The 26070-nt window shown below is 56.1% G+C and carries 21 protein-coding genes and 1 riboswitch; of the genes, 14 read left to right on the top strand and 7 right to left on the bottom strand.

Annotated features, from left to right (window positions below; genetic code table 11):
- Position 1 precedes the first annotated feature (1 nt).
- The 5 genes from ABDK75_RS12160 (at position 2) to ABDK75_RS12140 (ending at position 7180) form a co-directional block, all read left to right on the top strand.
- Complete coding sequence (locus ABDK75_RS12160; RefSeq protein ID WP_346006008.1) at positions 2-1024, top strand: iron ABC transporter permease; 1023 nt, start codon at positions 2-4, stop codon at positions 1022-1024.
- A complete protein-coding gene (locus ABDK75_RS12155) occupies positions 1021-1803 on the top strand; it encodes an ABC transporter ATP-binding protein (RefSeq protein WP_346006007.1) in 783 nt (260 codons plus the stop codon). Before ABDK75_RS12160 ends, ABDK75_RS12155 begins: the two co-directional genes overlap by 4 nt.
- A complete protein-coding gene (locus tag ABDK75_RS12150) occupies positions 1800-2756 on the top strand; it encodes an ABC transporter substrate-binding protein (RefSeq protein WP_346006006.1) in 957 nt (318 codons plus the stop codon). The genes ABDK75_RS12155 and ABDK75_RS12150 overlap by 4 nt, the downstream gene beginning before the upstream one ends.
- Before the next feature lie 69 nt (positions 2757-2825).
- Positions 2826-4976 (top strand): family 20 glycosylhydrolase, encoded by a 2151-nt coding sequence (locus ABDK75_RS12145; RefSeq protein ID WP_346006005.1) that lies wholly within the window; start codon positions 2826-2828, stop codon positions 4974-4976.
- Positions 4977-5110: 134 nt separating this feature from the next.
- Positions 5111-7180, top strand: coding sequence for a M13 family metallopeptidase (locus tag ABDK75_RS12140; protein ID WP_346006004.1), 2070 nt, complete (start codon positions 5111-5113; stop codon positions 7178-7180).
- 43 nt (positions 7181-7223) lie between these two features.
- On the opposite strand, the gene metE is transcribed toward ABDK75_RS12140, so the two are convergent.
- Positions 7224-9524 carry a 5-methyltetrahydropteroyltriglutamate--homocysteine S-methyltransferase gene (metE, locus tag ABDK75_RS12135; RefSeq protein ID WP_346006182.1) on the bottom strand — a complete coding sequence of 767 codons (2301 nt, stop codon included), beginning with the start codon at positions 9522-9524 and terminating at the stop codon, positions 7224-7226.
- A gap of 115 nt (positions 9525-9639) precedes the next feature.
- A riboswitch (cobalamin riboswitch) is annotated at positions 9640-9844 on the bottom strand.
- A gap of 67 nt (positions 9845-9911) precedes the next feature.
- Here metE and ABDK75_RS12130 point away from each other — a divergent pair.
- Genes ABDK75_RS12130 through ABDK75_RS12120 form a run of 3 tightly spaced genes read left to right on the top strand, consistent with a single transcriptional unit; the run spans position 9912 to position 12443 of the window.
- The gene (locus ABDK75_RS12130) at positions 9912-10838 is read left to right on the top strand and encodes a metalloregulator ArsR/SmtB family transcription factor (protein ID WP_346006003.1); all 927 of its coding nucleotides are present in this window, start codon (positions 9912-9914) and stop codon (positions 10836-10838) included.
- A 29-nt stretch (positions 10839-10867) separates the two neighbouring features.
- Positions 10868-11734, top strand: coding sequence for a methylenetetrahydrofolate reductase [NAD(P)H] (metF, locus tag ABDK75_RS12125; protein WP_346006002.1), 867 nt, complete (start codon positions 10868-10870; stop codon positions 11732-11734).
- A 46-nt stretch (positions 11735-11780) separates the two neighbouring features.
- Complete coding sequence (locus tag ABDK75_RS12120) at positions 11781-12443, top strand: HAD family hydrolase (protein WP_346006001.1); 663 nt, start codon at positions 11781-11783, stop codon at positions 12441-12443.
- Positions 12444-12454: 11 nt separating this feature from the next.
- On the opposite strand, the gene ABDK75_RS12115 is transcribed toward ABDK75_RS12120, so the two are convergent.
- From ABDK75_RS12115 to ABDK75_RS12100, 4 genes are all read right to left on the bottom strand, one after another.
- The gene (locus tag ABDK75_RS12115) at positions 12455-13543 is read right to left on the bottom strand and encodes a LacI family DNA-binding transcriptional regulator (protein ID WP_046900105.1); all 1089 of its coding nucleotides are present in this window, start codon (positions 13541-13543) and stop codon (positions 12455-12457) included.
- 142 nt (positions 13544-13685) lie between these two features.
- Positions 13686-13943 (bottom strand): hypothetical protein, encoded by a 258-nt coding sequence (locus tag ABDK75_RS12110; RefSeq protein WP_408870796.1) that lies wholly within the window; start codon positions 13941-13943, stop codon positions 13686-13688.
- Between the two features lie 96 nt (positions 13944-14039).
- Positions 14040-14441, bottom strand: coding sequence for a helix-turn-helix transcriptional regulator (locus ABDK75_RS12105; RefSeq protein WP_046900104.1), 402 nt, complete (start codon positions 14439-14441; stop codon positions 14040-14042).
- A complete protein-coding gene (locus ABDK75_RS12100) occupies positions 14438-15082 on the bottom strand; it encodes a peroxiredoxin (RefSeq protein ID WP_346006000.1) in 645 nt (214 codons plus the stop codon). The genes ABDK75_RS12105 and ABDK75_RS12100 overlap by 4 nt, the downstream gene beginning before the upstream one ends.
- A 105-nt stretch (positions 15083-15187) precedes the next feature.
- On the opposite strand from ABDK75_RS12100, the gene ABDK75_RS12095 reads away from it, so the two are divergent.
- The 4 genes from ABDK75_RS12095 to ABDK75_RS12080 all read left to right on the top strand — a co-directional run bounded on the left by ABDK75_RS12095 (position 15188) and on the right by ABDK75_RS12080 (position 19443).
- Positions 15188-16114 carry an MBL fold metallo-hydrolase gene (locus tag ABDK75_RS12095; RefSeq protein ID WP_211498808.1) on the top strand — a complete coding sequence of 309 codons (927 nt, stop codon included), beginning with the start codon at positions 15188-15190 and terminating at the stop codon, positions 16112-16114.
- 41 nt (positions 16115-16155) lie between these two features.
- Entirely contained in the window at positions 16156-17841 is a 1686-nt protein-coding gene (locus ABDK75_RS12090; protein ID WP_346005999.1) for a TIGR01244 family sulfur transferase, read from the top strand.
- A gap of 15 nt (positions 17842-17856) precedes the next feature.
- On the top strand, positions 17857-18624 hold the full coding sequence (locus ABDK75_RS12085) for a sulfite exporter TauE/SafE family protein (protein ID WP_086633767.1): 768 nt from the start codon (positions 17857-17859) through the stop codon (positions 18622-18624).
- Positions 18625-18897: 273 nt separating this feature from the next.
- Positions 18898-19443: a cupin domain-containing protein gene (locus ABDK75_RS12080; RefSeq protein ID WP_064273653.1), complete on the top strand. Its 546-nt coding sequence runs from the start codon at positions 18898-18900 to the stop codon at positions 19441-19443.
- Between the two features lie 23 nt (positions 19444-19466).
- On the opposite strand, the gene ABDK75_RS12075 is transcribed toward ABDK75_RS12080, so the two are convergent.
- Entirely contained in the window at positions 19467-20405 is a 939-nt protein-coding gene (locus ABDK75_RS12075; RefSeq protein WP_211510027.1) for a glycosyltransferase family 2 protein, read from the bottom strand.
- A gap of 282 nt (positions 20406-20687) precedes the next feature.
- Here ABDK75_RS12075 and ABDK75_RS12070 point away from each other — a divergent pair, with 282 nt between their 5' ends.
- Complete coding sequence (locus tag ABDK75_RS12070; protein ID WP_167386102.1) at positions 20688-21341, top strand: TetR/AcrR family transcriptional regulator; 654 nt, start codon at positions 20688-20690, stop codon at positions 21339-21341.
- Between the two features lie 9 nt (positions 21342-21350).
- Here ABDK75_RS12070 and ABDK75_RS12065 read toward each other — a convergent pair whose 3' ends face one another.
- On the bottom strand, positions 21351-23618 hold the full coding sequence (locus ABDK75_RS12065; RefSeq protein WP_346005998.1) for a TonB-dependent receptor: 2268 nt from the start codon (positions 23616-23618) through the stop codon (positions 21351-21353).
- Positions 23619-23787: 169 nt separating this feature from the next.
- Between ABDK75_RS12065 and ABDK75_RS12060 the strand changes: the two genes are divergently transcribed.
- The gene (locus ABDK75_RS12060) at positions 23788-26052 is read left to right on the top strand and encodes a TonB-dependent receptor (protein WP_086633769.1); all 2265 of its coding nucleotides are present in this window, start codon (positions 23788-23790) and stop codon (positions 26050-26052) included.
- Positions 26053-26070: the final 18 nt, after the last annotated feature.

Raw genomic sequence — 26070 nt, 5'->3', positions numbered from 1 at the left:
TGTGAAAGGGCGGCTCATTATCATTCGTCCGACTTACGTCCGGAGCCTCGCTGGAGGGGCTCTGGTGCTGTCCATTGTGTTGGCCCTGTGCTGCGGTCGTTACCCGCTGTCTCCGCATCGTGTGGTGATGGTGCTTGGGCGGTTGCTTCATCTCTGGGGAGGGCAGGATCCTGTTGCCGATGCTGTGGTTCAGCAGGTTCGGTTGCCGCGGGTTGTGGCCGGAATTCTGGTAGGAAGTGCGCTATCCTGCGGTGGTGCAACCTATCAGGCCGTCCTTCGGAATCCCCTTGTCTCGCCTGACCTTCTGGGTGTTCTGAGTGGCTCCGCGTTTGGGGCGGCACTCATGATTGTTCTGGGTGCGTCACCTGCATGGATTCAGATCGGTGCGTTTGCTGGTGGTGTCGTGGCCGTGGGGTCTGGAATTTCCATTTCCCGTCTGTTGCCACAGGGCGGCCTCCTGACATTGCTGATGGGTGGTCTTGTGGCCAATGCCGTTTTCACAGCGCTTCTGTCTCTTGTGAAATATACCGCTGATCCGATGGATCAGTTGCCTGCTGTTGTGAACTGGCTACTGGGGACACTGTCCCAGACGGGATGGAAAGAGCTTTCTTGGCTGACTGTTCCAGTGCTTGTTCTGGTTTCTGTACTGGTTTTACTTGCTCCTTTACTGGATGTACTTTCTCTCGGAGACGATGAAGCGCGGAGCCTTGGGGTTCCCATTCAGATTATGCGGCCTTTCGTCATTCTGCTTGCGACGCTGGCCTGTGCCATGACGATTTCCATGGCGGGTATTATTGGCTGGGTCGGGCTTCTGGTGCCGCACATTTCCAGAATGCTGGCGGGTGCAGAGCATCGGCGGATGATGCCGGTCTGTGCCTTGCTGGGAGCCGCCGGTGTTCTACTGGCGGATACCGTGTCGCGCAGCCTGACCTCAGGAGAAGTGCCACTCGGGATCATGACCGAGCTTTTCGGTGCCCTTGCCTTTATTCTCGTGCTCCGGCGTCTCCGCGGGGACGCGACATGAGTCGGGATTTTCTCTCCTGCCAAGGTATTAAGCTGAAACGGTCGTCTCGATCGGTGGTGCTGAATGATGTCAGCCTGACGTTCCGGCGTAGTGAACTGATTGGGCTTCTTGGCCTTAATGGTGCGGGCAAAAGCACCCTTTTGCGCATTCTGATGGGGTTGCTCAAACCGACGTCCGGTGAGGTGTATCTTGAAGGTACGCTGTTATCGTCTCTGCGGCCTTTAGACGTGGCGCGGCATCTGGCGTATGTGCCCCAGGCACACGCGATGACGTTTCCTTACACGGTCCGGCGGATGGTCGAACTGGGGCGTATTCCCCATCATGGCGTGGCAGGGCGCCTCGGAGCGGAAGACCGGCTCCGCGTTGATCAGGCTATGGATCGTCTGGGCCTCCTGGCCTTGGCAGAGCGTCCGGCGACGGAGCTGTCTGGCGGCGAAAAGCAGCGTGTTGTGCTGGCGCGAGCCCTTGCGCAGGAAGCTGTCGGGCTTCTTCTTGATGAGCCAATGAGCGGTCTGGACTATGGTCATCAGCTTCGTTTGATGAGTCTGCTTGCAGAACTGGCCGCTGAAGGACATCTCATTCTTCTGACGTCCCACCGGCCGGAAGAATTCTTTTCCGCCGGCCATCGCGCCCTTATTTTAGAGGAAGCGCAAATTGTGGCGGACGGCCCACCCGAGCTTATTGTGACGGCTGAGCGGATGTCCCGTCTTTATGGCGTTCCTCTGGCGCAGATTGATCATGCCGGAAAACGTTTTTTCCATCGTGAGGAGAGTGAATGATGAGACTGTCTCGACTGGCTGGAGGGCTTCTGGGTCTTTCGCTCATGGCCACCACAGCATTTGCTGCTCCTCCCACACGCCTGGTGGAGGGATGGTATGCCCATAACGCCACGCTCATTATGCTCGGCGCGCAGGACAAGATCATCGCGACGGTCGCCAAGCCATCAATCATGCCGTGGATGTTCCGTCTGGTGCCGTCGCTTTCCAAAGCTCAGCCTCTGGACCCAGGAAATCTGAACGGAGAAGAGCTTTTACGTCTTGCACCGGATCTGGTGTTTGTCACCACGTCGAGCCATTCCGTCGCGGCGCTCTCCAAGGTTGGTCTGCATGTTGTCCCTGAGGGCTTTGATCGTTTTATAGGGCTTCTGGAATGTGTGGATAGCACGGCCACCCTTCTTCAGACGCCCTTGGCGACGCAGCGTGCGCAGGCTTATCGTGTGGCTTTCCTTAAGGAAATTTCGCAGGCCGCAACCAACCCGCAAGGGCCCAAAGTCCTTCATGTTGAATCTCTGAAACCTCTGCGCGTGGATGGAGATCAGAGCATTATCGACCAGTGGATTCGTTCTGCTGGTGGACGCAATGCGGCTGTGGGCGTGCATGGAAACAAGCAGCCTGTTTCTGTCGAGCAGGTGCTCTCCTGGAACCCAGACATCATTATTGTGGGTGCCAATGCAGGGGATCCTGCCCAGCTTGCCAGCGATGGCGTCTGGTCTCAGCTCGCCGCTGTTAAAGCTGGCCGTGTTTACCGCAATCCGGCGGGAATTTTCCCGTGGGATCGGTATAGCCCTGAATTGCTTTTGCAGGTCGACTGGGCCCGTCAGATTGTTCAGACGGGTCATGTGGATGAGGCCGGAATGATTGCAAAGATGCAGCAGTTCTATCGTCAGTTTTACGGCATTACGCTCCGGACTGAAGATGCGCGTCGCATGCTTGCAGCTCTGCCGCCGGAGTGACACGATAAGGCAGAGTGATACGGTGAAAATCGTTTCAGAGACTGATCCGTAGCTGCAAGGAAGCCTTGAATGACCCGGACCACGCCTTTCCCTTATGGTTCTTTCTGGAAGAAAGTGTGTCTGGGGAGTGCTTTGCTGGCTGGCACGGTTTTTGGAGGCATGGCCCAAGCGGCACCTGCTCTGATGCCTGTGCCGCAATCCGTCTCGGCGTCCAATGGTGTGGCATCCCTTGCAGGAGGTGTCCGGATTGTCTGGGCCACCCCGCCGTCACCCCTTTTGCAGAGAGCCGCAGCCCGTTTTTCTCAACGGCTTGGTGCTGTGACAGGCGCACCTTCTGCGCATGGTAGCCCGTACGTTCTGCATATTAGTGCATCTTATGATCCGGCCTATCTCACGGTTGGGGCCAAAGAGCATTATGCTCTCACGACATCAGCGGATGGCGCCCATCTGGAAGCTGATGGACCGGCAGGCGTTGTGCATGGGCTGGCTACATTCCTGCAGCTTGTTCAGAAAACATCAGATGGGGTGGTGGTAGAACGGCTGCATATTGATGATGCTCCACGCTTTGCCTGGCGTGGCCTTCTGTTGGATGTGTCCCGGCATTTTGCTTCTGTAGAGACAGTCAAACGCCAGCTTGATGCCATGGAGCTTTTGAAGCTTAACGTGCTGCACTGGCATTTGAATGACGGGACCGGCTTCCGTGTGGAGAGCCGTGTTTTTCCGAAGCTGACGAGCGTTGGATCGCACGGGCAGTATTATACGCAGGCTGAGGTTCGAGACATTGTGGCGTATGCTGCGGATCGCGGTATCCGCGTTGTACCTGAATTTGACGTTCCCGGTCATGCGCTTGCGGTGTTGCAGGCCTATCCGGAACTGGCGGCACAGCCGCTGCCGGAGGTCAACGCCGTTGGTGAAAACCTGAACAACCCGGCGATGGACCCGACCAATCCCAGGACGCTGACATTCATTCGTGCGCTGTATGCGGAAATGGAAACACTCTTTCCGGATCATTATTTCCATTCGGGTGGTGACGAGGTTCTCGGCACTCAGTGGACCAGCAATCCAAAAATTGCGGCCTATATGAAGGTGCACGGATACAAGGATGCACCAGCCCTTCAGGCAGCCTTCACGGCGCAGGTGGAAAAAATCCTGTCCAGCCAGGGCCGCGTCATGATGGGGTGGGACGAAGTCAGCGAAGCGCCAATTCCCAAAAATGTTGTTGTGGAAGGGTGGCGCGGCTCCAAGTGGACGGGTTCTGCCACACAGGCTGGGCATCCGGTTGTCGTGTCTTCGGGCTATTATCTGGATATGTTGACGCCGTCCCGGACGCATTACGCTATTGATCCGTATGACACCAAGGCGAATGGCATCACGCCAGAAGAACTGGCGGAGACACATCCGAAGATCACCCCGCTGCTTCAGGCTTTCATTCAGGACCCGAATGCAGCGCCTTTGACCGATGACCAGAAGAAAATGGTTCTGGGTGCAGAAGGCGCGCTCTGGACGGAGGTTGTCTCCGAAAACATGTTGGATGCCCGTCTGTGGCCCCGTACCGCAGCTCTGGCCGAGCGGTTCTGGTCTTCTGAAAACGTGCGGGATGTGGATGATCTGGAGCGCCGCCTGCCTGTGGTCATGGCAGAACTCCAATCAACAGGTTTGCAAGCGGCGCAGCATGAAAATGCGTTGAAGGAGGCTTTGGCACCTGCGCATACCGGTCCTCTTTCCACGCTTCTGAGCGTTACGGTTCCGGTGCGCAATTACGCTTTGAATCGGCTGACCTCCAAAAGTGGCGATGCCATGCTGTCGGCTCCGGTCGCGATTGCCGATCCGGATGCTTTTGAGGCTATCCGCTTCAACGACATGGCTAAACGGTATGTCGCGGGTGAAAAGAGCTTGAGGGCTCCCTTGAAGGCCATGCTGGCAAGCTGGGCTGCCAATGATGAAGCTTTTGTCGCAATTGCAGCAGATGTGCCTGCTCTGGAGGAGGTTACGCCCGTATCTCACACGGTTGCGGCCCTCTCCAACGCGGGATTAAACGTTCTGAATGGAGCCTCAGGAACAGCCTGGCGGCTGGATGCGCAGCATCTGATCGCTGCACAGGAAGAGCTGTTTCACAACTCATCCAACCATCTGCTGTCCCTGAGGCGCGAACAGCCTCCCGGGGGGCTGCTCATTGCCATTCTCCCTGGCATTAAAGCGCTTATTTCCAGCCAGAATTAAAGCCTTTTTCCATACCTCGCTTTTCTGCGCGAGGTATGGCTCTTGGCGTCCAGGTCGTTTCGACTGTAAACTTAAGTTACAGGCCCGCGGACGGACCAAAAGGCCTGCCTGTTTTTCACATTTAGGCCTCTCATATGCATCAGAAGAAACTCTCCGCCAAGGCCGCTCTGCTGTTGTCCGCCAGTTTTGGCTTGGCAGCGCTGCCTCCGATTGCGTCTGCCAAGCCCGCAGCGCCTCAGATTACTTATGACCAGTATGGTCTGGATCTGGCCGGGCGGGATGTGAGCGTCAAGCCGGGAGACAGTTTCTTCGATTATGCCAATGGCAGCTTCCTGAAAGCGCTCGAAATTCCGTCGGATATGAGCAGCTACGGCCCGTTTAACGCGCTGGCTGAAGCATCCCGCCAGCGCATTCAGTCCATTCTGAAAGACCTGTCCGCGCATCCGGTCGCTCAGCCTCACACGACTGATGAGAAGCTGGGCACCTATTATGCATCTTTCATGGATGAGAAGGCTGTCGAAGCTCTGGGTTCCAAGCCGCTGGATGCTGAAATCGCAAGCATCCACACAATTACGGATCTGAAGGCATTTGCGCAGTTTAGTGGGGCGTCATCCGATACGTTCGGATCATCGCCGTTCGCGCTGGACGTGGATGTGGATGCGAAAGATCCGACGAAATATGCGCTCAGTGTCGATCACGCCGGGCTCGGGATGCCGGATCGGGACAATTACCTGAAGCCGGAATTTGCATCCAAGAAAGCGGCCTATCAGGCGTATATTACGAAGCTTCTGACGCTTGTTCACTGGGCTGATCCCGCCAAGTCAGCGGCAGACATTGTGGCTTTTGAAACCGAGATTGCCAAAGTTCATTGGGCGCGCACGGAACTCCGCGATCCGGACAAGACCTACAACCCGATGACGGTAGAAGCGCTGGTCAAGAGTGTTCCTTCTTTTGACTGGATGACATGGTTGCGGGCGTCAGGTGTGCCTGAGGCCGGGCTGGCGCAGCGGGTTGTTATTGTTGGTGAACCTTCCGCCATCAAGGCGGAAGCAGACCTGATTGCAAAGACGGATCTGAACACTCTGCGCGCCTGGCAGGCGTTCCATACGGCGAGCAATGCTGCATCGTTCCTGCCGGATGCTTTTGTGCAAACGCGTTTCGCTTATGTGAAGGCCATGTCAGGCCAGCCTGCTCTGGCAGCGCGTTGGAAGCGTGGTGTGGATTTCACGAGTTCCGCCATGGAAATGGCGCTCGGCAAAATCTACGTGGAGCGTTATTTCCCGGCTTCGGATCGTGAGGCCATGCAGACGCTGACGGGAAACCTGAAAGCAGCTTTCCACAACCGCCTCGAACACAACACATGGATGAGCGCGCAGACGCGTGAAGCCGCGCTGAAGAAGCTGGCCAGCTTTGAAATCCAGGTGGGTTATCCGAATGAGTGGCGGGATTATTCCGATCTGGTTGTGAAAAAGGGCGATGTGTACGGCAATGCCGAGCGCTCTTTCGCTTTCGAATGGCACTATCAGTTAAGCCATCTCGACAAGGTTGTTGACCGCAACGAGTGGCTGATGTCGCCCGCAACGGTGAACGCCTACAACAATCCGCGTTTTGTGGAAGTCGTGTTCCCGGCCGCAATCCTTCAGCCGCCGTTCTTCAATCCGAAGGCTGATCCGGCTGTGAATTACGGGGCGATCGGTGGTGTCATCGGGCATGAAATGACCCATTCCTTTGACGACAAAGGCCGCAAGTACGATGACAAGGGGCGTCTGCGGAACTGGTGGACAAAGGAAGACGAAGCGCGCTTTCAGAAGCTAGCAGATCGGTTTGGTGCGCAGTATGACGCGTTCGAAGTTCAGCCGGGCGTGCATGTGAACGGTAAGCTTACGATGGGCGAAAACATTGCCGATCTTGGTGGCCTGACGCTGGCGCTGGATGCTTACCATGCCTCCCTGAATGGGAAGCCTGCTCCCGTCATTGATGGTCTGACGGGCGATCAGCGCGTGTTCATGGGGTGGGCACAGGTCTGGCGTGAGAAGGTTCGTCCGGACACGGAGAAGCAGATGGTGGTCATTGATCCGCACTCGCCGCCGAAAGCTCGCGTAAACATCCCGATGCACAACGTGGACCTCTGGTACAAGGCCTGGAACGTGCAGCCGGGTGACAAGCTCTATCTGACCCCGGATCAGCGCGTCAAAATCTGGTAATTGCGTATGATGGGGTGGTGATCCACCCCATCTACTCGCTGGTTTACGGACGCATATAATGGGCTGCCGCAACCATGTTGAGGAGCGCAGCTTTCGTCTCCGGCCATTTGCGGGTTTTCAGTCCGCAATCCGGATTGACCCAGAGGGCATCCGGGCTGATGGTTTTGCTGGCAGCTCGAAGCAGGTCCACCATTTCCTCGACAGACGGCACGCGTGGGGAATGGATATCGTAAACGCCCGGCCCGATTTCCGCAGGGTAGCGATAGGCTGCGAACGCATCGAGTAGTTCCATGCGGGAGCGGGCGGTTTCAATCGAAATCACATCCGCATCCATTGCGCCAATGGCGGCAATGATATCGTTGAATTCCGAGTAGCACATATGGGTGTGGATCTGTGTGGCGTCCTGCACACCCGAGGCTGAAATGCGGAAGCTCTCCACGGCCCAGTCCAGATAGGATTGCCAGTCTGCGCGACGGAGCGGCAGGCCTTCACGCAAGGCGGCTTCATCAATCTGGATGATGCCGCACCCGGCTTTTTCCAGATCGCACACTTCATCCCGGATCGCGAAAGCGATCTGTCGGCATGTTTCCGCACGCGGTTGATCGTCTCGCACGAAAGACCAGTTCAGGATCGTGACAGGCCCCGTCAGCATACCTTTCATCGGGCGTTTGGTGATGGATTGGGCGTATTCCCACCATTCAACCGTCATGGCTTTTGGGCGTGACACATCCCCGAAAATGATGGGCGGCCGGACATAGCGGGACCCGTAGGACTGAACCCAGGCGTGCTTCGTGAACGCAAAGCCGGAAAGCTGCTCCCCGAAATACTGCACCATGTCATTGCGCTCAAACTCGCCATGCACCAGCACATCAAGATCAATCTCTTCCTGCCAGCAGATGGTCCGGGCGGTTTCTTCCCGCAGGAAGGCTTCGTAAGCCTCGGAAGAGAGCTCTCCTCGTGTATGATCCGCACGGGCTTTGCGGACTTCAGTTGTCTGGGGGAAAGAACCGATGGTTGTGGTTGGATATAGAGGCAGCCTGAGGCTGGCCTGTTGCAACGGACGGCGCGCGGGGAAGGGTGAATGGCGCTGGGCGAGAGCTGGATTGCGATCCGCAGAGCGTGTCTGAACGGCAGGATTGTTGATTTTCGTGGAAGAGTGACGCGCCTGAAGAGCCGCAGCATTTTCGGCTAAAATGGTTTGCACAACGCCCCGGCCTTCATTCAGGGCGCGCGCCAGTGTGTGCAACTCCTCGATTTTTTGAACGGCGAATGCGAGCCAGGATTTTACATCCGCGTCCAGATCTGTCTCCCGTTCCAGGTCAATGGGTGTGTGGAGGAGAGAGCAGGACGGAGCAAGGATCAGGTCACGCTGGCGCGCCAGCGGTTCAAGATGGTCCAGAAGCGCGTTCAGATCGGCCTTCCAGATATTCCGCCCATCCACTACGCCGAGAGACAGCAGCAGGTCTGGCCGTGCTTTCTCCAGAATAGATGCAAGTTGTTCGGGAGCGCGGACAAGGTCCACATGCAGCCCGTGAACTGGCAGGCTGAGGGCGATGCCCTGATTGTCTCCGAGCGCGCCGAAGTATGTGGCGAGCATCAGTTTGAGGTCTGGAACAGCGGCTGTCAGAGTGTTGTAGGTCGTCTTAAAAACTGCGGCAGCATTTCCCGGCAGATCCAGAACAAGGCAGGGCTCGTCAATCTGAACCCAATCTGCGCCTTCTGCTCGGAGGGCGTTTAGAACCCGTTCATAAACGGGCAGCAAGGCAGGGAGCAGATCAAGGCGATCAAACGCCGGGCCGTCACATTTTCCCAGAAGCAGGAAACTGACAGGGCCGAGCAGAACAGGGCGTGTCTCAATCCCAAGCGCCTTGGCTTCCCGATATTCGTCCACCGCTTTTGTGGAGGCGAGGCGGAACGTCTGGTCTGCTGCGAATTGCGGAACAAGGTAATGGTAGTTCGTGTCAAACCACTTGGTCATTTCGGCGGCAGGGGTGTCATGAGCATGACCGCAGCCACACTCTTCGGATGTCGTCTGGGAGCCGCGCGCCATGGCGAAGTAGGTTCCCAAGTCCACCTTGCCCTGCACGTTGCCGTAAATGGCGGGAACAGCACCGACCATTGCGGATGTATCCAGCACATGATCGTAAAGCGAAAAATCGTTGGAAGGGATGATCTCTGCGCCGAGGTCTTTCTGGCGCTGCCAGGCTGACGCCCGAAGGGACGCGGCTGTGGAAAGCAGATCATCGGCGGAAGAATTCCCCGCCCAGTACTGTTCAAGAGCGGTTTTCAGTTCACGGCGGGTGCCGATACGCGGAAAGCCCAAAGTTGCGACGCGGACGGTCATGAAAGCCTCGACAGGTTCGTGGCAGTGCGCTCGCAGGGCATGCAGGATCATTCACGCCCCGAACAGGAAATGTGCGGCGTGGAGACATGCGTGACCCGTCCGGAACGCCCCGCCGGAGGATGTTATGTGCCGTGGCAGGTCTCCTGGCTTACGGGTCTCCGCGCTGATTCCGCCTTCCCGGACTTTCGCCCAGTGGCCTCTGTGGAATCGGCACTCGCCGCTGACAGTTGCGGGGGCAGCGCCGGATTTGCACCGGCTTCCCTCTTAGCCACGCCGGATGCGTGAACATCCGACATGGAACCATGACAAGCCTTATGACTGCCGCATGTTCTGAAAAAGAGTCAATAGCTCTTGCTCATATAAAGAACTCCTTATATGTAAATTCGTATGGAACAGGCCCTCATTATTTTCCAGGCACTGGCAGACATGACGCGTCTACGGATTCTGGCCCTTCTGCGCGAGATGGAACTGTCCATCGGCGAGGTGGCGCAGGTGCTCGGGCAAAGTCAGCCTCGCGTGTCACGGCATGTGAAGATCCTGGCAGATGCGGCATTAATTGAGCGCCGCAAGGAAGGAAGTTGGGTCTTTCTGACTTTGGGTATTCCGGAACGTCTGGAGCCTGTCTTTATGGCGCTGGATCGATGGACTGCGCGGGAACCGGCGGAAATCCGTGCGGATCGTATTCGCTTGCAGGCCATTCGGGATGTTCGTGCGCTCGCGGCGGAAGACTGGTTTGAAACCCACGCGGCAGAATGGGACGCATTGCGTTCCTTGCATGTGTCCGAACAGGAGGTCGAAGCAGCGATCGTAAAGACGCTTTCAGCATCTCCGATCGGCCGGCTCGTGGATATAGGCACGGGAACAGGTCGCATGATGGAGCTGCTGGGGGCCGGCGCTCAAACAGTCATCGGGTTTGATCGCAGTCCTGCCATGCTGCGATTGGCGCGGACCAAGCTTGCGGAAGCTGGTCTGGAGCAGGCTGATCTGCGGCAGGGGGACTTTCAGGCCCTTCCGTTGCCGGAGCATTCAGCCGATGTCGCAGTCATGCATCAGGTTCTGCATTATGCACAGCATCCGGCTGCTGTAATTGCGGAAGCCGCGCGTATTCTGGATGCCAACGGTCGCTTACTGATTATCGATTTTGCCTCCCATAGCCGGGAAGAACTTCGCACACGGGATGCGCATGTTCGGCTTGGATTTACCGATGCGCAGATGGCGACGTGGTTTCGCGCTGCCGGTCTGGTTCCCGCCGAGCCAGTAGCTCTTGAAGGCGAGCTGACCGTGAAACTCTGGCTCGGCCAACGCCCCAACTAAGCTGAATTATTGAATAAGGAGCTGGCGTGATGCCCGCACAGACAGGGCCTCTGCCCGCAATTTCGTTCGAATTTTTCCCTGCAAAGTCGGAAAAGGCAGCCGCCACACTGCTGGAAAACGCAAAAACGCTAGCTGCTTTGGGTCCGCAGTTTATGTCCGTGACGTATGGGGCAGGTGGGTCAACACGGGACCGCACCCTGGCCACCCTGAAAGGCATGGTTCGGGAAACTGGCGCGCCAATGGCTGGGCATCTGACCTGCGTGGGAGCCTCCAAAGAAGACGTCAATGCCGTGGCGCAGGCGTACTGGGACGCGGGTGTGAAGCACATTGTGGCCCTGCGTGGTGATCCGCCACCGTCAGCCGGGGGCGTCTATGAGCCTCACCCGGAAGGCTACGCGGGGGCTGTGGATCTGGTGCGCGGATTGAAGGAGATTGCGCCGTTCGAAATCTCCGTTGCGGCGTATCCGGAAACGCATCCTGCCGCGCTCAGTCCTCAGTCGGATCTGGAGCATCTGCGGGCTAAGATTGATGCTGGCGCGGACCGGGCTTTGACGCAGTTCTTCTTCGAAGCAGACACATTTCTACGCTTCCGGGACCGTGCTGCGGCCATTGGAATCGAGCGGCCGATCGTGCCGGGTATTCTTCCGGTTGGAAGTGCTGCGCAGGCCTGGAAGTTTGCCGATATGTGTGGTGCAAACGTGCCGAAGTGGATGCGCGACCTGTTCGATGGATTGGATGAAACGCCCCAGACGCGGGCGTTTGTCGCGGCTACGATTGCAGACCGGCTGTGTCAGACACTGAAAGCTGAAGGGGTGGAGCAATTCCATTTCTATACGTTGAATCATGCAGATACAGCATCAGCCCTTTGCCGCCTTCTTGGGCGACGTCCGATCTGAAGCGGAGAGGGCTGGATTTCCTGCGTAAACGGGGTGACAAAAGAGAATGACAAGATTCCCGATCGTTCTTCTCGACTACGATGGTACTCTGGCGGAAACGCAGCCGGCCATTCTTCGCAGCCTGAAGGAAGCCTTTGAAGCCAGCGGCTACAAGGGCCCTTCATCAGACGCCCTGAAGCATCAGCTGTCAAAGGGTGGGACGCTTCAGACGCTGTTTCAGGCGATCGTTCCCGACAGTGACGGAGATGATGCGCAGGCTTTTGTTCGTCACTATCGGGCGTATTACCCTAAAGCCGATCAGGAAGAGACCGTTCTGTTTGACGGGGTGAAGTCAGTGCTCGACGACCTTAAGGCTGACGGGGCAACGCTGGTAATTCTCAGCAACAAGCATGCTCCGACTGTTCATGCCAGTATCAAGCGCTTCGGGCTTGGTGGGTGGATCAGCAATGTGATTGCGTCCGAACCAGACTACCCGCACAAGCCAGATCCCCGCGTCATGACGGACCGTGTGCGGCCGTTGTTCCCTGAAGTTCCCGCATCGGATTTTCTGATGGTTGGCGATACGGCGGCAGATCTTGGGTTTGCCCGCAATAGTGGCATTGCATCCTGCTGGGCGAGTTATGGGCACGGGTCTGCAACGCAGTGCATTGACCTGAAGCCGGATTTTCAGATCGACAGTATTGCCGGGCTTCTGAACGTCGCCCGCTAATACAGTATGGTTCAGCCCTTGGGGGCTGGACCAATGCTGCCGCGAGCGACGAGTTCTGTCTCCAGAATGACGTTCTTGTTCTGGCGGCCGTCCTGCTGGGTCAGGAGACGGACTGCCTCCATGCCTTTGCGTTCATGAGGCTGGCGAATTGTGCTGAGGTCCGACAGGGCAGCGGCAGGAATGTCATCAAACCCAAAAATCGACACGTCTTCAGGAATACTGAGACCCGCCGCACGAATTGTCTGCATAGCGCCAATTGCAACGCGGTCACTCATTGCCAGAATTGCTGTCGGCGCATTCTGTCGGTTCAGCAGAAAGCGCGCGCCTTCAGCCCCGGACTCTTCAGAGTTGATCGGAATTTCCCAGGCCGGCACGTTTTCAGGGGCAATCCCGGCTTCCTGAAGAGCTGTTAAGTACCCTTCCAGACGCATGGCAATCGTGCTGTGCGCAATATTGGCGCGACGCTTGGCCGTCAGGATGCCGAAATAGTCGTCATGGGCTGTTTTGAGGGACAGGATACCGAAGCGACGGTGTCCTAGCTCAAGCAGGGTCTTTGCAGCGTTGTAGGCTGCCCCTCGGTCATCAATGCCGACATATGGCACGTTGTCCAGACGAGGCTGATCCACCACAACGAGCGGAACGTTCCGCTGCTGTGCCATCAAAACGCACCGGCTATCGGGAGCCACGGAATAAAGGATGTACCCGTCGACCGCAGCATTACCGAGCGAAACAGGTGTGTTCATGTTGCGGAGGCTGCTGCCTGCTGAAATCAGGGCCAGATCCGTTTCCATCTCATCGCAGCTTTTTGCGACGCCGTTCAGCACGGCGAGAACGGCAGGATCAGAAAATGCGTATGGAAGATCTTCACTGAAGAGAAAGCCCAGTGCCCCGGAGTGCCCGGTTGCAAGCTGTTTCGCTGCTGGATCAGGGCCTGTATATCCAAGCTCCTGCGCCGCCGCGAAGATCTTTTCCCTCAGCGCAGCCGAGAGTTGGCCCGGCCGGATATAGGCATTCGAGACTGTCGTGTGGGACACCCCGACCTGTGCCGCTACATCCTTGAGCGTAACCTTGCGACGACCGTACTGACGGGTTGTTTTCATATGTTATCCAATAATGAAAACGCTGCCTTCGTGCAATCCTGACGGAAGAACGCGAAGGCACCTAATATGCAGGTGCCTCAGGTAAATGCTGGTCTGAACGTCGTCTGCCCATCTTCACGATTACGACAAGAGGGTAAACGTCTCAGTTTTTTGGCTTTGTTGTCGCAGTATTTTTCTGCGGAGCTGGTTCAAACATCGCCCGGCATTTTGGGCTGAGCTGATCCATCTTCTTTCTCATACAGGCGGTAATCTTGGCTTCGTTGGGAATGGCAAACGTGCACAGGCGGATGGCGTCACCTTGGCAGGCCTGTTTCTGCTCGTCGCGTGTCGCGGCTGACGCCGTGCCAGACAGGGCGGCAAAACCGGTCAGGCAGGCCAGAAGCATCAGATAGCGGGTCATGGACCTTCTCCTTTTCCATCTAAAAGCGTTTGAAAAGCAGCACAGTTTCCGTTGGCTCGCACGGTGAAACAGGGTGCGGTGCAAGCCGGGTTCTGGTCATCGGGAGAGCGGACGGACGATGCGCGCAAATCTTGCGCCTTCCAGGGAGGAGCGTTGGGCACCGGGTTTGCGTGAAGGGGCTGTAGCTGTTGGTGAGACTGCCAGTCCGTCAGGGCGGAGTGTCATGATGAGCATTCTGGCGCGAGCGGCATCGGGCGTATCAGCCATGCAGTAACTGATGGCGCGGGACTCTCGCTGAGACTCAATCAGTCCACTGCGGCGGAGGGTGCCGAGATGCTGGCTCAGTGTTGGTTGGCCAATGCCCGTCATGGTCTCAATTTCACTGACAGCATGTGAGCCATCGAGCAGGGCCGACAGGATCATGAGGCGTTGAGGCTGCGCGAGCAGGCGGAGCCATTCGGCAAGATTTCGGCTTTCTTCGAGGGCGAGAAGAGTCATGGGCGCGGCTTCTTCGGCTGAAGGAACCAGTTCGGACCTGCTTTCTGAACTGCTTCCTGGGTCTGAAGAGGGGGGGCAATAGCGGCCTGTCCAGGCTGCCAGCCTTCCGGTGTCAGCACGTTGGAGCGCTCTACTTCCTGCAAGGCGGAAAGCATACGCTGCAACTCGGCCACTGACCGGCCAACGCTGGCAGGATAGCTCAGGATGGCGCGAATAATCCCCGTCGGATCAATGAAAAACACAGACCGTACCGTGGCGCTGTCCTGTGCTTCCAGATCCATCATTCCGTAGGCGCGGGCGACCTCCATGGAGGGGTCTTCAACAATCGGGAAAGGAATGCGGACATTGAAGCGTTCTTCAATGGCCGTAATCCACGCCAGATGAGCGGGAAGACTGTCTGCGGAAAGCCCAAGGAGCACGCAGTTCCGTTCGCGGAAAAAGGTCTCCACTTTGGCAAAGGCAATGAACTCGCTCGTGCAAACGGGTGTGAAGTCCGCCGGGTGTGCGAACAGCATGACCCAGCGCCCTCTTAGCGAACTCAGTACGAATTCACCGTGGGTTGTGCGTGCCGTAAAATCGGGGGCCTCGTCGCCTATGCGAAGGGGGAAAAAGGCGGAGTCTTCAGTGATTGGGCCTGTCATGATGCTGTATCCAGCCTGTCCGGGTCTTGACTGTTGATAGTTTATTACTTTATTAAACACATAATTGTTTTCTTGGAAATGTGTAACTCCAGAGGTGAAAACGCCATGCCTGATGCTGCCATTGACGCTGCAACTGCCCAGATTGGACGTGTGCAGAGTGGTGAGGTTCCATCCCCTGTAGTTTGCACGTTCTTTGATGAAGCGACAAATACAGCCAGTCACGTTGTTCACTGCCCGATTACCAAACGCGCTGCGATCCTCGATAGCGTGTTGGACTATGATGCTGCTGCGGGTCGGACATCCAATGGTTCTGCACAGGCGATTGTAGATTATGTGCGCCGGGAAGGGTTGTCTGTTGACTGGCAGCTGGAAACCCATGCGCATGCCGACCATCTGTCTGCAGCGCCTTGGCTTCAGGAGCAGCTCGGCGGAAAACTGGGAATTGGCGCGAACATCGTGCGCGTCCAGAATGTATTTGGAAAAATCTTTAACGCGGGTACGCGTTTTGCACGGGACGGATCGCAGTTTGACCATCTTTTCCAGGATGGTGAGACATTTTCCATTGGCGATCTGCCAGTCACGGTCTTGCATGTGCCAGGCCATACGCCAGCAGATATGGCGTTCGTGATCGGAAACTGCGCCTTTGTGGGCGATACGATTTTCATGCCGGACTTCGGGACCGCACGTGCCGATTTTCCCGGCGGGGATGCCCGTCAGCTTTTCCAATCCATCCGTCGGCTTCTGTCCCTTCCGGAAGAAACGCGCCTCTTTCTTTGCCACGACTATAAAGCGCCGGACCGCGATGACTACGCATGGCTGACCACTGTGGCTCTGGAACGTGCCCATAATATTCACGTTCATGATGGTGTGAGCGAGGACGATTTCGTGGCGATGCGCACAACGCGTGACGCCACTCTGGCGATGCCGAAGCTTCTGATGCCGTCAGTGCAGGTCAATATGCGTGGCGGTCATATGCCAGAACCAGAGGCTGATGGCATCAGCTACATCAAGATACCCGTCAATCGCCTCTGAGCCGGTTGACCGATTCAGATATTTTTGTCGGAGAGCACGTCATGCCAACCACGTCTTTAACGGATCGCTACGCTGTTTCCCCTCAGGTCACGCCGCAGGATGTTGCGGATCTTAAGGCCGAAGGTTTTCGGAGCATCGTTTCGTTTCGCCCGGATGGTGAAGCGCCGGATCAGCCGGATGCGGCGGCCGTAGAAGCGGTTGCAAAGGCAGAAGGGCTGGCGTTTATCGCAATTCCTGTGAAGGCGGGAACGGTGCCAAGCGATGCTCAGGTGTTGCAGGCCAGAGAGGCACTGGCGTCTCTTCCGGCTCCGGTTGTTGGTTATTGTCGGTCAGGAACACGGGCCGCCCAGATCTGGGCTCTCGCAGAAGCTGGTACGCGTCCTGCTGCGGAAATTCTCGCAGATGCCGCGCGTGCCGGTATTGATCTGGGTGGGTTGAAGTCGCGCCTGGATGCTGTGCCTGCTCCGACCATGGCTGCACGTGAAGGCGCGCGGCATTTTCAGGTTCTGGTTATCGGTGGCGGTGCGGGCGGCCTTTCCGCCTCCGCCAGTCTGCTCAAGCGCAATCCTGCTCTGGCTTTGGGAATTGTTGAACCCTCAGAAGAGCATTTCTATCAGCCGGGCTGGACCCTCGTAGGGGGCGGTGTTTTCAAGGCATCTCAGACACATCGTCGGGAACAGGATCTGATTCCCAAGGGTGCTGTCTGGCTGAAAACGTCTGTTGAACTTTTCCGCCCCGAGGCACGTGAGGTTGTCCTGAAGGACGGCACGGTTCTGTCCTATGATGCGCTGATTGTAGCAACAGGCATCTCCCTGAACTGGGACGCTATTCCTGGCCTGAGCGAAACGCTGGGCAAGAACGGGGTGACGTCCAACTATCGCTTTGATCTGGCGCCTTACACGTGGCAACTGGTTGAGAAGCTTAAGGGCGGCAAGGCTATTTTTACACAGCCGCCTATGCCCATCAAATGCGCCGGGGCTCCACAGAAAGCCATGTATCTGGCCAGTGACGCCTGGCGTCGTCGGGGCGTTCTGAAAAATATTTCCGTCGAATTCAACACGGCCACGCCGGGTCTGTTTGGGGTGAAAGAGTTTGTTCCCCCTTTGATGGATTATGTGCGGGATTACGGTATCGCCCTCCATCTGGGATCAAAGCTGGTCGAGGTAAATGGTCCTGCCCGGACTGCCGTTTTTGAGCGGAAGACGGACGCAGGCGTGGAGCGTGTGGAGAGCACGTTTGACATGCTGCATGTCGTGCCCCCTCAGGTTTCCCCAAAGGTTGTCAGGGAAAGCGCCATTGCCGGGTCGGACGGTTTTGTTGAAGTGAATCCGGAGACGCTCCAGCATGTCCGGTATCCGCAGATCTTTGCTCTTGGTGACGTGATTGGAACGTCCTGCGCCAAGACGGCAGCCGCTGTGCGGGTCCAGGCCCCTGTGGTTGCAACGAATGTTCTGGCTTTCTTGCAGCGCAAAGATCCGGTGTCTGGATATGACGGATATGGCGCATGCCCCTTGACCGTTGAGAACGGCAAGATTGTTCTTGCTGAGTTCGCTTATGGCGGGAAGCTGGCGCCCACGTTGCCGAAGTGGCTGCTCAATGGCCAGAAGGCGACCCGCCTCGCTTGGTGGCTCAAAAAATACGTCATGCCGGCTCTTTACTGGAAAGGAATGCTCAAGGGGCATGAGCTCTTCGTTGCGCCCAAGTCCCTGAAGTCCGGTAAGAAATAAGTATCGGCCAGACTGATGCAAATCGCGCTTGAGCTGTTCTGTGGTGTCATTATTGGTTTTACGCTGGGACTGATTGGCGGTGGTGGATCAATTTTGGCTGTTCCGCTGATGGTCTATGTCGTGGGGGTAAAAAATCCTCATGTTGCGATCGGGACAAGCGCCATGGCTGTTGCCGTCAACGCACTGGCGGGACTTGTCAGTCATGCGCGACAGAAAACCGTCAAATGGCGGTGTGCCGCGGTTTTTGCGCCTTTTGGTGTTGTAGGCGCCTTGGTGGGCGCTGCGCTAGGTAAGGCTGTTGACGGGCAAAAACTGCTGCTTTGCTTTGCAGTCCTGATGATTGTTGTCGGTATTCTGATGCTTAGGGGACGTCGGAACCCCGGCATCGCGGGCGCCGCCTGTAATCGCGACAATATGCCCAAGGTCATGGCCAGCGGAACGGCCACAGGGCTCTTGTCGGGCTTCTTTGGCATTGGTGGTGGGTTTCTTATTGTGCCCTCGCTGGTTGCCTGCACGAGGATGCCCATTCTGAATGCAATAGGGACGTCTTTGGTCGCCGTCGCTGCTTTTGGGGCCAGTACTGCTCTTAGCTACATGCTGTCCGGGTACGTTGACTGGACGATGGGCGCGCTTTTTGTTCTTGGCGGTGTGGTGGGTAGTACGCTTGGGACCTCAGCAGCCCGACGCCTGGCGGGAGCCGGTGGTACTCTGACTACGTTCTTTGCATGTGTGATCTTTGTGGTGGCTACGTATATGATCTGGCGGAGTCTTACTGCCATCTAAACTTGCATATTGGATTTCTGGCGACGTCCATCATCTGTGATGTGGTGCTGAGGCATTCATAATTAAATTAATTATCCCGTTTTATGCAGGAATACTACGCTTCAGGAAGAGCTGAAAGAAACCTGTGAGGGGTTTTTGAACGCGTCTGTCAAAACGAGGTCACCGGAAAAGTAATTTGCCAGCATCTCATTGGTGTATCGGGCTTTTTTCATGTTCCATTCCTCAATCGTTATGACATACTGAGATGTAATGGTCAGACGATTGGGAGAATGAATGGTGACGGATGTTGGTCAGCGGTTGCGGCTCGTTCGTGTTGCAAAAAATCTTTCCCAGCGTGAGTTGGCCAAGCGTACCGGTGTCACCAATTCCACAATTTCCTTGATTGAGTCGGGGGATATGAACCCCTCAATCGGCACTTTGAAGCGTGTTTTGGACGGTATTCCCGTCACCCTTGGCGATTTCTTCAGTTTCGAAACAGAAGGGCAGGAAAAATACTTCTATCTGGCTGATGATTTAACTGAAATCGGGCAGAGTGGTATTTCTCTGCGGCAAATCGGCGGGAACCTGTTTGGTCGCGCACTCCAGGTCCTGCACGAGCGTTATGACCCTGGGGCTGACACCGGTGTCGCGTATGCGCATGACGGTGAAGAAGCTGGCGTTGTCATTCGCGGTCAGGTGGAAGTGACGGTGGAGAACCAGTCCCATATTCTTGGGCCGGGAGACGCCTATTACTTTGACAGTCGCAAGCCTCATCGCTTTCGCTGTATCAGCGACGAAGCCTGCGAAGTGATCAGTTCGTGTACACCTCCGACGTTTTAAAAACGCCGCAAGCGCTAATGGCTCTATGCCGTCAGAGCGCGCTTTTCCCTGAAGCCGTCGCGTAGATAATGTTGTAGCGGGCCGATTGTGTAGTGGCGCCTTACATCACGATGGGCAGCAAGATAGGCCTCACTGTTCCACAATGTCGTGGCTAGTCCCGGCCCCTCAATGAAAGCGAGCTCTGTTGAGCCAATCCCTATGAAAACGCGCACGCTGTCATCATACAGATGCGTGTATTCTTCGGCTGTTACCAGAAGAGCCTGAACAGCATGAGCACCTTCTGCATGAGGTTTGGTCAGGTATGCGCGCAGAGCCGCCTCATCATCAGCATCGACAAGCCCTGTCACTTTGTTTTTCAGGCGATCCCTCCAAGCCGCATAGGGAAGGTGATGGTCATGCAGATAAGTGAAAACAGTACTCTTGAACTCATCGCGGATCGCTGAGCGCGGCTCATGTTGCCCGTCATCACAGATGGAGATTGTTTTTGCAGGTACAAACCCCTTGTGGAAGTGCCGGACGGGCGCATACCAGCCAGGTCGGCCCGGAACGTTGAAAAGGGATGTATCAATTCTGAGCGCGCAATCCGTACCTTTCAAGGCATCGAAAGCATCATGAATTGCGGTTTTGTCTAAAGTGATTCCCTCATGGGTAAAGACGGCCAGAAGTTCGTCGCAATCAACAGGTAAGGCAAAATCATATTCGTAATTTTGGTCCCAGTCCTGAATGATGCGAGTGAGATGTCCGCCTTTGCGGTGGAAATCATGTGGTTGGTTCAAATCCCGGCGAACCGTGACGCCCTGTTTTTCGACGGCTTCGAGAATGGAAATTGTCTGCGGGTCGACTGAGCCGTTATCGAGAATGGTGAGGTTTTCGAAGCCGAAGAGCCAGGCGTAATGCGTGATCCATCGCGCCAGTGCAGTGCCCTCATCCCGCTGCATCATCACAACTCGCACGATAGCCATGTTTTACTCTTCCCAATGTTTCCAGGATTGTCGAGCAGACAGGTCATGCGTCTGATCGCAGGGTCCGGCTCGTGTTCATAGAAATATATAAAGAGATCGGCCCCACTTCGCTATCCCGTCCCAAATGGGCAGAAATGAGTGGCTCTGAACTTTACCGTTCACTGCTCACAATTTCATGAGGGGTGTTTTTTAGGAGAAACGCACCAATCTTAAGGCTTGTGGAAAGCCTCTCGGTTTCGTTAAGGCTAGATGCAAGACCTTATTCAATCAGGGAGGCAGGGCATGTCCCAGTCATCATCTTTAGCGGTAAAGGAAGCTTTTCCGCCGCATCTGGCAGATATGAGGGTCAGTCGCTCACCGGGCAGGCCTATCAATCTTCTGCTGAAGGATACGATTCTTTCAGCGATTGCCACGGTCCTGACGGAAGAGGGCTATCAGGGCCTCACGATCGGAAAAGTTGCCAAGCAGGCAGGTGTTTCTACCGCGACGGTCTATCGCCGGTGGCCTACCAAGCAGGCCATGTTCTTTGATGCCATCCGTCAGTGGAAGTTCAGCCTCACGCCTGAAATCGATACAGGCAGTTTTCTGGGAGACGTCGACCAGTTGATCGAAGCGCGTATTCGCTTCCTGGCAACTCCTCTGGGCCGCACATATGGTACGCTCCTGGGTGAAGCCGTGCATAACCCGGAATTCGGCACTGTGCTTCGCGAAGTCAGTATTGAGCCAGCCCGACAGCAGATGCATCGCTTTCTTGAGCGCGCAAAAAAGCGAGACGAAGAGGCTTTCTGCTATCCGGCGGATACGGTTCTGGATGTCATTCTCAGCACCATCCACTTCCGTGCCATGGATACGCTGTGGAACAAGAGCATCGACACGGAAGTCAATATCCGTGACCTCAAGGCTTTGACCCGCTGCCTGATTGGGACGCGCCAATAGGGGCGTGTTTCAGAAGCCACAGGAGACGCGGCCGCCGATGAAACGTGGTGTGCCGGGAATGTAGAAATACGTTGTTGTCGCCATTCCTCCGCTTTCGAAATACTGGCGGTTCAGGATGTTCGAAGCGTAAATCGTTGCTTCCCAGTGCCCGGATGAGGGGCGAAGGGTCGCATGGGCGCCGAGTAGGAAGTAGGGAGGCAGGCGATAAAAGCCGGTGCCTCCTACGGCAATGGCCTGGCTGCCGCGATAAGACCAATCCGGGCCAATATCCAGTCCCAGATGGTCAGTCAGTGCCTGCCGCCACTCTGCCTGTCCGTTCAGGGTGAGTTTTGGCTGGCCGTTATCAACACCAGCGAAGTTATTGTTAATGGCCTTCCAGACACCTGTCTTGGCATAATAGGCGTTTGTCGCAGCACGATTGACGTTCGGAAAATCCTGATAATTGCCACGCTGCCAGCCAATGTTCTGCGTGACAAAGACATGCCGAACCGGGTGCATTTCCACCGTACCCTCAAAGCCCCAGCTTTCGGACTTTGGGACATTGGTGATTTCGCTGAGTGGGCCGTAATTCGGGATCATCACGGTCCCGACAACCTGCTGTCCGTGGAAATCATTATAGAAGGCCGCGCCATTCAGGCGGAGCTTTCCCGGGATTGGATCACTTTTGAAGCCGACTTCGTGGGTTAGAACTGTTTCCGGGCCAAACGGATCGAGCTGCGCCTGAATCTGGGTATTGTTAGCGCTGAACCCGCCAGGTTTGAAACCTTTGCTCAGCTTGTAATACACCATCGTGCTCTGCAACATCTGCCAAGACACGCCGACTTGTCCTGCGAACTGAGCCGAGGCAGTGCTTTCAGGCTGAAAAACATGTGTCGAGCCGCCAAAAATTTCGGATTTCAGACCTGTCAGAGAGCGGTCGTCGATTTCATGCAGTAGGCCACCAAACAGCGTGACGTTGTGCGGCAGACGATAGCTGATGTGACCGAACTCGGACGTGCTTTCCTGGTTCATTCCGAAATTGGTGGACATCATATAGCCACGGGCCGAGTAGTCGGTGTAATCGAACAGGAAGCGCTGTTTCATGCGGCTGCGCTGATAAAATGCTCCGACAACCCATTGCAAACGGCTGTTCGGATCGTTTGAAGACAGGCGTAATTCCTGCGTAAAGGCGTTCGCACTGATCGTCCGGTACGTATCCGCCTGTGACGCAGATGTGCCGTCCTGATCCGTATATTCCCCTTGGCGTTCCGTCTCGAAAGCGCTGATGGACGTGATTTTGGCAAAGCCGAGATCACGGTCCATATGCAGGTCAAAACCCCAAAACTGGTTGTGCTCGCTTGGCTTGAGGCTGCGAGGTCGGCCGATTAGATCGGCGAACTGAGGCTTGAGAGACCATTCAGCTTGCTGTCGTCCCAGTGAGGGCAGGCCCTGTGAGCCGATCAGGCGATAGACCGGAACGCCGGTGACGACTTCGCTGTTATCCTGCACGAAATGACCGGATAGCATGATGGTCGTGCGACTGTCGGGGCGCCAGCGGAGCTTGCCGCGCAGGGCCCAGGAATCTGCGTCCCCCAGATGTGCCCCCGTGAGAGGATTGGTCTGCCAGCCACCACCCTGTCGCGTCTGACCGGCAAGACGGAAATCCAGTCCTTTCGCCAAGGGGCCGGACACATAGGCTTCGCTCCGGCTACGGGCGTAGGATGCTATGTCTTCGCTCGCGCCATAGTGCCAGGTGCTTGTTGGGTCCGCTGTCCGAAAACGGACCTCGCCGCCTGTGTCAGACTGTCCGTGCATGGTGCCGACTGGGCCAGGAGTGACAGTTGCATCTGCCAGATCGAACATCAGGCCACTGGCCATGGTTGAAAACGCAAAAGGCACGTCATCGAAATAGGTCAGAACGGTCGGAATGTTGTTTTGCGTGAAGTCGTTGAAGCCGACCCCGCGAAGGTAGAAGTTTGTGGAAGCCGTTCCGTTAATGGACTGGATCGTCAGGTTGGGGGCCACGCGTTCGACATCCCGTAACGTGACAACGCCACGTTCGATCAGTCGCTCGGCAGTCAGACGCGTGTCTGCGTCCGGCTGTTTTTGTGCGGCCTGGAAGGCAAAATCCGTTCGTTTGATGCTGACTTTGATCGTCTCATCAGCCTGCGCATTAACTGATTTCGGGTGTGTGTGCCGGGGGGTCTTGTCATGCTGTTGTGCGGCAGGCGCTGCCCACAGGGCTGATGGGAAGCCAGCAAGACTGGCTCCGAGAAGAAGAACCCTGCGGAACGACATGGGGACACTGGTCTCCGGGAGCGGAAGAACGGGAAATTGTGGCTTTTATACCGCACGTGAACTGCAGAGCCAACAATCAGGAGAGAAAAGGTCCAGTTCCGCTTGATTTGTTATGATATAACATAATAAGGAGTCGCACTTAGAACCTTCTTCGCCTTCTGAGGACAACATGCTGCCTTTTGTGTCTGCTCGATCTTTTATTCTGCTGCTTGGGTGCACGACTGCCCTGTGTGGTACGGCATATGCTCAGGACGCAACGACAGGCACGACAACCGATACGGAAACGTCCCGTTCCAGCTTCGGTCATTCTGACGACCAGCACGGCACAACCGTGACGGAAACGAGCCGTCAGGGTGAAGACAATATTGTCGTCAATGCCCATCTGGAACGTGCCCGCGACGCGCTTCAGTCTTCCACGGGTGCCACGACCTATCATTTCAGCCGTCAGGATATCGAGACCAATCCGGGCGGTGACAATGCCCCGCTCACGTCCGTTCTGCTTCAGGCTCCTGGTGTTGCGCAGGATAGTTATGGCCAGATCCATGTTCGTGGCGACCATAACGAAGTTCAGTTCCGTCTGGATGGCGTTGCTCTACCGGAAGGCATGAGTGTCTTCGGTCAGGCGCTAATGACCCGCTTCGCACATTCCATGTCCCTGACGACGGGCGCGCTCCCCAGCGAGTACGGATTTCTTCAGGCTGGTGTGATCGATATCAACACTAAGAACGGCTATTCCGATCCTGGTGGCAGCATCTCCATCTATGGTGGCGCGCGCGACTATTTTTTCCCGTCTCTGCAATATGGTGGTCACAAGGGGAAGTGGGACTGGTTCGCTACGGCTGACTATGTCCACAACCGTGTTGGCATTGAAAATACCACCCCCAGCTTCAATGCGATTCACGATCTGACCAATCAGTATCACTTCCTCGGTCACGCCCGTTACACGGTTGATGAAAATACCCGGATCAGCCTGACCGCCGGTGTTTCGAATGCCGAGTACCAGCTCCCGAACAATCCGGGTCAGCAGCGCCAGTTTGCCAATCCGTCCTATACGGGCAGCACTCTGTCCCAGAACCAGTATGGAAACGGCGATAGTAACAGCCTGAGCGAGCACCAGAAGGAAATCACGGATTTCGGCATGTTGTCCCTTCAGAAGGACATGGGCCGCCTGAGCTTCCAGACGTCTGCCGTGCTGAGATACAGCTCCCTGCGTTATTCGCCTGATCCGCTGGGCGATCTGGTTTATAACGGCATTGCACAGCGCGCAGCGCGCTCTGTTTTCTCAACCGGCAACCAGACGGATGCGACCTGGCAGGCCGCGAAGAACCATACCGTCCGTTTCGGCTACCAGGTCTATGTTGAGCGTAATACGTCCAAGTCTGATTCAACCGTTTATACGCAGACGGGTGAAGATGATGACGGCAATGCCGTTTACTCCGGCGATACGACCAATATTCATGATGGTTCTGGCCGGACTGGCTGGATGTATGGCCTGTACGCTCAGGATGAATGGCGCCCTATCAAGAACCTGACCATCAATTACGGTCTGCGCTTTGATGGTGTGGATGAATACACCCATTCAAAGCAGGTCAGCCCGCGCATCAATATCGTTTATAAGCCTTGGCATGGTGGAACCTTCCACGCGGGCTATTCCCGTTACTTCACGCCGCCGCCGTTCGAACTCGTGACCGGAACGGCCCTGTACAAATACACGGGAACGTCTGCACAGCCTGCCAACTACAAAAACAGCACGGTCAAGGCTGAGCGCGACCATTACTTCGATGCTGGTTTCTCCCAGACGATCCTGCCGGGCTGGCACGCATCGTTTGATGCCTACGTCAAGCTGGCGAAGAACATGATCGATGAAGGGCAGTTCGGCTCCCCAGTCATCCTGTCTGTGTTCAACTATCGTCGCGGACAGGTCCACGGGTACGAGTTCTCAACGGACTACACACGGGGTGCCTTCAGTGTTTACGGCAACTTCTCCTGGTCGCGCGCCATTGGCAAGGATGTGGTGTCTGGTGAATGGAACTTCGATCCGGAAGATCTGTCGTATATCAAGAAGCACTGGGTCCATCTTGATCATGACCAGCGTTGGACGGCTTCTGCGGGGACGAGCTACACGGCTTTCTACAGAACTGGTCATCCGCTGCGTCTGTCAGCAACGATGGTTTATGGAAGTGGTCTGAGAGCGGATGGGGCGACGCCGAATGGTGCTTCTGTCCCGCAATATGCGACGTTCAACCTGTCTCTGGTCCAGTCTTTCAAGGATCTGTTCCACGTTCCATTCCTGAAGCAGACGCAGGTTCGTCTGGATGTGACGAACCTGTTCGACAAGACGTATCTTCTGCGTGATGGCAGTGGAATTGGCGTTGGTGCGCCACAGTATGGTCTGCGTCGTACAATCCTGACCGGTATTGATCAGCGGTTCTGATTGTCTGAAATATCCCGA

This window comes from Gluconobacter sp. OJA, assembly GCF_039638325.1.
GTDB lineage: Bacteria > Pseudomonadota > Alphaproteobacteria > Acetobacterales > Acetobacteraceae > Gluconobacter > Gluconobacter cerinus.
The sequence above is the reverse complement of the archived record's forward strand: the minus strand, read 5'-3'. Positions and strand labels throughout refer to the sequence as shown.